We start from the raw sequence: 8,941 nt of genomic DNA, 5'->3' as shown, positions 1-8,941 counted from the left end.
CTCGGTCGAAGGCGCATCGGCCTTGGCCGAAGGGCCGCCGCTATTATCCGCCGGTTCAAAATCCATTTCGACCGGCTCGGGCTGCGGCTCTTCCGGCGGGGGCGTATGTGGCAGCGTGACCAGCAAAGCCACAATCAACGCCACATGCAGCGCGCCCGACGTATAAAGCGAGCGACGGAGCAGAACCTGATCAAACCGCCGTGGCCGTGCCATGGGCATTCCCTTAACCTCTGTGCCCCTGAAGCTGGTCTAGTGGCTGGCGCCAGCAGGCTGCTGCGCCAGCAGAGCCACATGCGTGAACCCTCCCGACGTGATCTGCCCCATGACCTGCATGACACGCCCATAATCGATATGGGCATCGCCGCGCACAAAAATACGGTGCGTGGGGTCGTTGTTGGACGCGGCCTTGAGCTGCCCGACGAGCTGGTCAGGGGTGACGGGATCATCCCCCAGATACAGGCCGCCATCCGCCTTGATGGAAACGGTAATGGGCTTGGTATCGGAATTGACCGGCTTGGCGTCCGTCTTGGGTAGGTCAACATTCACGCCGCTGGTCATCATGGGGGATGTGACCATGAAAATGATCAGCAGCACCAGCATGACATCCACCATGGGAGTCACGTTGATATCGGCCATCGGACGCCTGCGGCGGCCTTTCCCTCCTGATGACGGCATGCCCATGGCTTACGCCCTTTCTTCGGACTGGCGCGACAGGATGGCCGCGAACTCGGCACCGAAACCATCAAGCCGGTCCTCGAAAAGATCCAGACTGTTGCTGATGATGTTGTAAGCCACATAAGCGGGAATAGCCGTCAGCAGGCCGATGGCCGTAGCAAACAGAGCTTCAGAAATACCGGGAGCGACAACGCTCAGATTGGTGTTGTGTTCAGCCGCGATGGAGCTGAACGAGTGCATGATGCCCCACACCGTGCCGAACAGGCCCACAAAGGGGGCCACAGGGGCCACCGTGGCCAGAAAGATCACCCAGCGGCGCAGGCGGTCCATCTCGCGGGTAATGGTAATGCCAATGGCGCGGTCAACCCGCTCCTTTACCCCGCCACGCACCAGATCCACACCGGGGATACGGGCCGAACGCCGCCATTCACCCATGGCGGCACCGAAAACCGCCGTCATCGGGTTGGTGGGCTTGGCCCCGTCCGTGTCGTACAGGTCATCCAGACTGCCGCCGGACCAGAAACGGTCCTCAAAGCCCGAGGCTTCACGGTTGATGCGCCGCAGCGTCAACGTCTTGGCGAAAATAATCGCCCACACCACAATGCTGCACCCAAGCAGGCCCAGCATCACCAGCTTGACCACAAGCGAGGCATTGATGAACAACGCCCATACCGACAGATCTCCCGCCGCGCTCACGCCGAGATTTGCCGTATCAACCGCACGATCCAATAACGCCTCCTGCCTTTAGCACCCAAACCTGGCATAACAGCCGCCGACTCGGGAAAAGCCGACACTGCCCGATACTGCCGCCTGTATTACTGTGTTCCTCAACAAAGCAGAAGAGGCGCTTTTCAGTCCCTGACCGCAAGTTTTTGCAGAAGATCACGCCAGTTGGGCGGAAATCGGGCAGGATAGCCATCACTGGCGCGCACGCAGGCCAGACCGACCTCCATTTCCGCCGAAACAACCCCCTCGCGCGTTACGGTCTGGCCCAGCACGCAACTGGCCGCACCCAAGCGCAAAAGCCGGGTTGTGACACACAGGACATCATCAAGCCGCAGGGGGGTGCGATAGGTCAGCCGCGCATCGCGCACGACAAAAACCAGCCCGTGTTCACGCAAAAGTTCAGAAACCGGCATACCCATGGAGCGAATGGCTTCGGTGCGGGCACGCTCGGCAAAAGCGAGGTAGCGCGCGTGATAGACAATGCCCCCCGCATCGGTATCCTCATAATAGACGCGGAATTCTATGGCGTGTTCACTCATGCCTAATCTCCCACGTGCGGCCCCGCAGGATCGCGCGCCGCCTCGTCATTCAGCCAGTCAGACTGAGCGCTTTGGCCTGTGCGGGCACTTTCATCGGGCGGGGGGACAAGGCCCAGATGCCGCCAGCCCCGCTCACCCAGAACACGCCCGCGACTGGTCCGCAGCACCAACCCTTCCTGTATCAGATAGGGCTCGATCACATCTTCCAGCGTATCACGCGATTCGGCCAGAGCCGCCGCGAGGGTTTCGACACCCACCGGGCCACCATTATGATATTCCGCAATGCGGCGCAGGTACCGCCGGTCCATGCCATCCAGCCCCAGAGCATCGACCTCCAGCCGCTGTAGGGCGGCATCCACCACCTCGACCCACACGGGTTCATCGGGCGGTACGGTCAGGGAGGCAAAATCGCGTACCCGGCGCAGCAGCCGCCCGGCAATACGGGGTGTGCCACGCGCGCGGCGGGCAATTTCCATCGCGCCGTCGGTAGACAAGGCAAAGCCCAGCTTGTCCGCCCCGCGCGCGACAATCCGCACCAGTTCTTCCGGCGTGTAAAAAACCAGCCGCAGCGGAATACCAAAGCGGTCGCGCAAGGGAGTTGCCAGCAAACCCGCGCGGGTGGTTGCAGCCACCAGCGTAAAGGGCGGCAGGTCTATACGCACCGAGCGCGCGGCCGGGCCTTCGCCAATAATGAGATCAAGCTGGAAATCCTCCATCGCAGGATAGAGAATTTCCTCAATCGCGGGCTGGAGACGATGGATTTCGTCAATAAATAGCACATCGCGCGGTTGCAGGTTGGTCAGGATCGCCGCCAGATCGCCCGCGCGCTGGATAACCGGCCCCGATGTCGCGCGAAACCCTACCCCAAGCTCGCGCGAGACAATCTGGGCCAGCGTGGTCTTGCCCAGACCCGGTGGGCCATGCAGCAGCACGTGGTCCAGCGCCTCGCCCCGCTGGCGGGCAGCGGCAATGAAAATGGACAGGTTTTCGCGGCTGGCCTGCTGGCCGGTAAAATCGGCCAGTGTTTGCGGGCGCAGCGCGCCATCGGCCGGGTCTTCTTCAAGCCGGGCGGGGTTGACCGCGCGCTCAGGCATGAAATCCGCCGTCATCGGGCAAGGTCTTTCAGGCTGTCACGCAGCACCGTATCCAGCGTGGCACCGGGGCCATGGGCCTCCAGCACGCGGCGCAGCACAGGCAGGGCCTCCACCCGGCGGAAACCAAGCCCCGCCAGTGCCAGCAACGCATCGGCCTCGACTCCGCCCTCGGGGGTTACGGCAACCGGCAAAACAATATCAGCCCCGGCACCGGGCATACGACCAGCCTTGTCGCGCAGTTCGGTAATGATCCGCTCGGCCAGACGCCCCCCAACACCGGGGGCACGTGTCAGGCTGGCCTTGTCTGATGTGCTCAGCACCGCCACCAGCTCCGCCGGAGACAGCGTGGACAGAATGGCCAGCGCCACCTTGGCCCCCACCCCCTGCACGCCGGTCAGCAGCCGGAACCATGCGCGCTCGGCACTCTCCACAAAACCGTAGAGCAGGATCGCATCCTCACGCACCACGGTTTCAACCAGAATACGGGCTTTTTCGGGGGGATTGGGCAGGGCTGCCAGCGTGCGGGTGGAAGCCGCGAGCAGGTAGCCCACGCCATTCACGTCCACCACGCAGCTTCCGGTTTCAACCTGAATAACCAGCCCGCACAGAAACGCTATCATGCCATTCTTACCCCAGCCGCGATATGGCGCGCGCTGGCGCGATGGTGGGCGTGGCAGATAGCCACGGCCAGCGCATCGGACGCATCGGCCCGCACAACCTCCACCCCCGGCAAAAGGCGGCGCACCATCATTTCAACCTGTGTCTTGTCAGCCGAGCCGGTGCCCACCACGGCCTTCTTAACTGCCAGCGCACCGTATTCCGCCACAACAATCCCCGCCAGCGCCGGGGCCAGCAGGGCCACACCACGCGCATAGCCCAGCTTGAGCGTGGCGGTGCCGTTCCGGTTGACGTAGGTTTCCTCTACAGCCGCCTCGTCAGGGCTCAGCCTGTCGATCAGGGCGGTCAGGCTTTCATGCAGCATACGCAGCCTGTCAGGCACGCTCTCCGCACTATTGGTCGCGATAACACCATTGGCAACATGCCGCAGCCTGTTGCCCTCGACATCAATCACGCCCCAGCCGGTAAAGCGCAGGCCGGGATCAATGCCGAGCAGACGCGCCACGGATCAGGACGACAGCTTTTCCGCCAGATCATCCGGCAGATCGAAATTGGCGTAAACGTTCTGGACATCGTCATGATCATCCAGAACATCGAGCAGCTTGAACACGCTGCGTGCCTTTTCCTCATCCAGTGTCACGGTGTTTTCGGGCCGCCAGTCCAGCTTTGCACTTTCGGGCTCGCCATAACGGGTTTCAAGCGCATCGCGCACAGCAAAGAACGACTCCACCTCGCAGGTGATTTCGTGCCCGGCGGCGGTGCTTACCACGTTTTCAGCCCCGGCCTCGATCGCGGCCTCAAGCATGTCATCTTCCGAGGCGGTCGCCGCCGGATAGACCACAACACCCAGACGGCGGAACATGAAGGACACGGAATTGGCTTCGCCCAGCGACCGCCGTATTTGGAGAACGCTGCGCGCACATCCGAAGCGGTGCGGTTGCGGTTGTCGGTCAGGGTTTCCACAATCACGGCCACACCCGCCGGGCCATAGCCCTCGTAGCGGATTTCCACGTAATCATCGCTGCCCGCGGCCCCGCTGGCCTTCTTGATCGCGCGTTCGATCGTATCCTTGGGCATGTTCACTTCACGCGCGGCAACAATAGCCGCACGCAGGCGCGGGTTGGAGGCGGGCTCCGGCAGGCCGGAGCGCGTGGCCACCGTCAGTTCGCGGATAATCTTGCCAAACTGCTTGGCACGCTTGGCATCCTGCGCACCCTTGCGGTGCATGATGTTCTTGAACTGGGAATGACCAGCCATATTCCTTAACCCTGTCTCATATACTGCCGTGCCGCCACACGCCCCTTATCAGGCACGCGGCCATGGCAATGCTTGTATTTACGCCCCGAGCCGCACGGACACGGCGCATTGCGGGGCGTTTCCCCCCAGCTTGAGGGGTCATCCGGCATGATGGCGCTGCCCCCTATGGCGTTGCCATGACCGGACTGGCACCCGGTGTGAGTTCCGCCGCCGTATTGGCCGCAAAGCCCGGCACTTCGGGGTCCGCATGGATGGCGGCGGTATCCGCGAACGGATCAACCGCAACCGGCGGGGGTGTTACCTCCACCCGCGCCATGAGCGACACCACGCGCTGGCGCATTTCCTCCAGCATGAACGTAAACAGCGTGAAGGCTTCATGCTTGTATTCGTTCAGCGGATCTTTCTGCCCATAGGCGCGCAGGCCAATACCCTGACGCAGCTGGTCCAGCGCATGCAGATGCTCTTTCCATACCGCGTCATAGGTGGTCAGGAGAACCTGTTTTTCAATGAAGCGCATAAGCTCGGGGCCAATATTGGCAGCCCGCGCCGCCTGCGCCTGCGTGGCCGCCTGGCTGATACGCCCGGCCATGCCTTCAGCATCCATGCCATCTTCACGCGACCAGTCCGCCAGCGGCAGGTCCAGGGCAAAGATCCGGCTTACTTCCTGAGAAAGACCTTCGATATTCCACTGCTCGGCAAAGGCTTTTTCAGGAATATGCTGGCTTACCAGCATATCGATAACATCATCCTGCGCATCAGCCACAATGGTGGAGACATCTTCCGTCGCCATGAACTCGCGGCGCTGGGTGTATACCTCCTTGCGCTGATCGTTCATCACGTCATCATATTTGAGCGTGTTCTTGCGCATGTCGAAGTTACGGGCTTCGACCTTTTTCTGCGCCCGCTCCAGCGCCTTGCTCAGCCACGGGTGAACAATGGCCTCGCCCTCCTTCATGCCCATTTTCTGGAACATGCCGCTCATGCGGTCGGAGCCGAAAATCCGCATCAGGTCATCCTGAAGCGAGATAAAGAAGCGTGAATTGCCCGGATCACCCTGTCGCCCGGCGCGGCCGCGCAACTGGTTGTCGATCCGGCGGCTTTCATGCCGCTCGGTGCCGATAACATACAGGCCACCGGCCTCACGCACGATTTCGTGATCGCGCGCGACGCGGGCACGGATAGCCTGCTCGGCGGCATCGCGCTCGGGGCCTTCGGGCACATCGTCCAGTTCCTGAGCGATCAGCATTTCCACATTGCCGCCCAACTTGATGTCCGTACCACGCCCGGCCATGTTGGTGGCGATGGTAATGGCACCGGGTGCGCCCGCCTGCGCCACAATACCGGCTTCCTTTTCATGGAATCGGGCATTGAGCACGTTATGGGGCACTTTTTCGCGGGTCAGCAGGTCCGACAGGGCCTCGCTTTTCTCGATAGACGTGGTGCCCACCAGAATGGGCTGCCCACGCTCATGCACCGCGCGGATAAGCGTTACCACCGCGCCGAATTTTTCAGCCTCGGTTAGGTAAATCTCGTCATCCTCATCCTTACGGGACACGGGACGGTTGGTGGGAATGGCCACCACATCGAGATTATAGATCTCGGCAAATTCGTCGGCTTCCGTCATGGCGGTGCCGGTCATGCCCGACAGGCGCGGATAAAGCCGGAAGAAGTTCTGGAAGGTGATGGAAGCCAGCGTCTGGTTTTCCTGCTGGACTTCAACATGTTCCTTGGCTTCGAGTGCCTGATGCAGGCCATCGGAATACCGGCGGCCTTCCATCATACGGCCGGTAAACTCGTCGATAATGACCACCTTGCCGCCCCGCACGATGTAATCCACATCGCGCGCGAACAGCGTATGGGCACGCAACGACTGCTGCACATGATGCACAACGGCCACGTGGTGCAGGTCATACAACCCGCCCTCACCCAGCACCCCGGCGGCGCGGAGCAGCTCTTCCACCTGTTCGGAACCACTATCCGTCAGGATGACGGTGCGGAACTTCTCGTCCTTTTCGTAGGCCGTTTCATCGCGCACCAGTTCGTTCACAACCGCATCCACCGCGCGGTAGAGGTCGGAACTGTCTTCTGCCGGGCCGGAGATGATCAGCGGCGTGCGGGCCTCATCGATAAGGATGGAGTCCACTTCGTCCACGATCGCATGATGGAAGGGCCTCTGAACCATTTCGTTCAGATGGTACTTCATGTTGTCACGCAGGTAGTCGAAGCCGAATTCGTTATTGGTGCCGTAGGTAATATCGGCCGCATAAGCCTGCCGGCGGGCATCGTCCGGCATGTTGGGCACGATCACGCCCGTGGTCAGGCCCAGAAATTCGTACAGTCGCCCCATCTCGCCGCATCGCGCGCAGCCAGATAGTCATTGACCGTAACAACATGCACGCCCTTACCCGACAGCCCGCTGAGATAAACCGCCAGCGTTGCCACAAGGGTCTTGCCCTCGCCGGTACGCATTTCCGCGATCCGGCCAGCATGCAGGACCATGCCGCCAATAAGCTGCACATCGAAATGCCGCATGCCCAGCACGCGCCGCGCCGCTTCGCGCGTAACGGCAAAGGCCTCGGGCAAAAGCTCGTCCAGTGTCGCACCGTTGCCCAGACGGGCCCGGAATTCCTGAGTTTTTGCGGCAAGGGCTGCATCATCCAGAGCCTGGATCTGCGGTTCAAGCGCGTTGATTTCCTGCACTCGGCGCTGGAAAACCTTGAGTGTCCGCTCATTGGCTGTGCCAAACAGGGCGCGGATGACGCGAGAAAACATGAACACCTTTCCGGAACTGAACCGCCTTACGAATGTTACGCTCATGACGCCTGACGCAACGGCAATGGCACCAGCGCGCGCAGGCCTGTCTTGGGCATGGCTTGCTCCGCAAAATAGGACCGGGCTGGTCTGCGGTCAACCAACCCCTCCCTTTTGTCCCCCTCGGCACCGCCCGCGCACCCGCCCCACCAGCCGCAACGGCAGAGCGAAACCACAAGAAACAGGGCTTGCCGGGCCGGTTAGCCTCCTTCATACAGGGTAGACAGTTTTTACCTGTGCAAGGTTCTGAATTTCATGCGGTTCACGTCTTACGCGTCCGGGCTGGCTACTGCCGCCCTGCTGGCTCATCCCTGCTGGTTCACCCCTCCTACGCGGCTGCCCCTGCTGCTCCTCCCGCTGCGGCTCCGGCTGCTGACAAGGAAAAACCGGCTGACCCGGCTTCTGTCGTCGCGACCGTGAACGGTGAAAAAATCACCCTCGCGGATGTGCAGGAAGCAGCGGGCAGCATTCCCCCGCAGATGCGCCAGCTCCCGCCCAACGTGATCATTCCCATGCTGGTCAACCAGCTGATCGACCAGAAGGCGATCCTGATCGCGGCTCACAAGGACGGGCTGGACAAAAAGCCTGAAACCCAGAAGCTGATGACCTCTGCCGCCGATACGGCGCTGCAGAACGCTTGGCTGTCGCAGTCTGTCATGCCGCACCTGACGGATGCGGACATGACGAAGTATTACGAAGAAAACTACGCCAACAAGGCTCCTGAAAAGGAAGTGCATGCACGGCACATCCTGCTCAAGACCGAAGCCGAGGCGCAGGATGTCATCAAGAAGCTGAAAGCCGGTGCGGATTTCGGCAAGCTGGCATCTGAACTCTCCACCGACAAGGGCAGCGCCCAGCAGAACGGTGGCGATCTTGGCTGGTTCAAGAAGGGCGACATGATCCCCGCCTTCTCCGATGCCGCTTTCGCCATGAAAAAGGGCGATATCAGCACCACTCCGGTCAAGAGCCAGTATGGCTACCACGTCATTCAGGTGCTCGACACCCGCACGGACCCCGTGCCGTCGCTGGATTCCGTGCGTGACAAGATCCGTCAGGCCCTGATCCAGAAATACGTGCGTGAAGCCGTGGATAAAGCCGCAGCACAGGTGAAAGTCGTGCGCTTCGACCCCACCAGCGGCAAGCAGCTGCCCAACGCCCCGGCCACACCGGCCGGTGCCGCAGCCGCACCTGCCAAGAAATAAGTCAGGCATAACCCCACCC

The 8,941-nt window shown here is 61.5% G+C and carries 7 protein-coding genes and 3 pseudogenes; 1 reads left to right on the top strand and 9 read right to left on the bottom strand.

Annotated features, from left to right (window positions below; all coding sequences use genetic code 11):
• From JCM25143_RS04210 to secA, 9 genes and pseudogenes are all read right to left on the bottom strand, one after another.
• Positions 1–213 (bottom strand): annotated as a pseudogene (locus JCM25143_RS04210) (energy transducer TonB); the annotation flags it as partial.
• A gap of 36 nt (positions 214–249) precedes the next feature.
• Positions 250–681, bottom strand: a complete 432-nt coding sequence (gene tolR, locus JCM25143_RS04205; protein WP_025860131.1) for a protein TolR — start codon at positions 679–681, stop codon at positions 250–252.
• Positions 682–684: 3 nt separating this feature from the next.
• Complete coding sequence (gene tolQ, locus JCM25143_RS04200; RefSeq protein ID WP_025860130.1) at positions 685–1,404, bottom strand: protein TolQ; 720 nt, start codon at positions 1,402–1,404, stop codon at positions 685–687.
• A gap of 122 nt (positions 1,405–1,526) precedes the next feature.
• Positions 1,527–1,940 (bottom strand): tol-pal system-associated acyl-CoA thioesterase, encoded by a 414-nt coding sequence (gene ybgC, locus JCM25143_RS04195; protein WP_025860129.1) that lies wholly within the window; start codon positions 1,938–1,940, stop codon positions 1,527–1,529.
• A gap of 2 nt (positions 1,941–1,942) precedes the next feature.
• A complete protein-coding gene (gene ruvB / locus JCM25143_RS04190) occupies positions 1,943–3,049 on the bottom strand; it encodes a Holliday junction branch migration DNA helicase RuvB (protein WP_025860128.1) in 1,107 nt (368 codons plus the stop codon).
• On the bottom strand, positions 3,046–3,654 hold the full coding sequence (gene ruvA / locus JCM25143_RS04185; RefSeq protein WP_025860127.1) for a Holliday junction branch migration protein RuvA: 609 nt from the start codon (positions 3,652–3,654) through the stop codon (positions 3,046–3,048). The genes ruvB and ruvA overlap by 4 nt, the downstream gene beginning before the upstream one ends.
• Entirely contained in the window at positions 3,651–4,157 is a 507-nt protein-coding gene (ruvC, locus tag JCM25143_RS04180; RefSeq protein WP_025860126.1) for a crossover junction endodeoxyribonuclease RuvC, read from the bottom strand. Before ruvC ends, ruvA begins: the two co-directional genes overlap by 4 nt.
• A gap of 3 nt (positions 4,158–4,160) precedes the next feature.
• A pseudogene (locus tag JCM25143_RS16765) lies at positions 4,161–4,909 on the bottom strand (YebC/PmpR family DNA-binding transcriptional regulator).
• 5 nt (positions 4,910–4,914) lie between these two features.
• A pseudogene (secA, locus tag JCM25143_RS16760) lies at positions 4,915–7,681 on the bottom strand (preprotein translocase subunit SecA).
• A gap of 275 nt (positions 7,682–7,956) precedes the next feature.
• Here secA and JCM25143_RS04165 point away from each other — a divergent pair.
• Positions 7,957–8,922, top strand: a complete 966-nt coding sequence (locus JCM25143_RS04165) for a peptidylprolyl isomerase (RefSeq protein ID WP_025860125.1) — start codon at positions 7,957–7,959, stop codon at positions 8,920–8,922.
• Positions 8,923–8,941: the final 19 nt, after the last annotated feature.

This window comes from Acetobacter papayae JCM 25143, assembly GCF_000613285.1.
Lineage (GTDB): Bacteria > Pseudomonadota > Alphaproteobacteria > Acetobacterales > Acetobacteraceae > Acetobacter > Acetobacter papayae.
The sequence above is the reverse complement of the archived record's forward strand: the minus strand, read 5'-3'. Positions and strand labels throughout refer to the sequence as shown.

Bases quoted from the DNA above. Each gene is read 5' to 3' on its own strand.
- tolR (WP_025860131.1), bottom strand. From the start codon at position 681: ATGGGCATGCCGTCATCAGGAGGGAAAGGCCGCCGCAGGCGTCCGATG.
- ybgC (WP_025860129.1), bottom strand. From the start codon at position 1,940: ATGAGTGAACACGCCATAGAATTCCGCGTCTATTATGAGGATACCGAT.
- ruvB (WP_025860128.1), bottom strand. From the start codon at position 3,049: ATGACGGCGGATTTCATGCCTGAGCGCGCGGTCAACCCCGCCCGGCTT.
- ruvA (WP_025860127.1), bottom strand. From the start codon at position 3,654: ATGATAGCGTTTCTGTGCGGGCTGGTTATTCAGGTTGAAACCGGAAGC.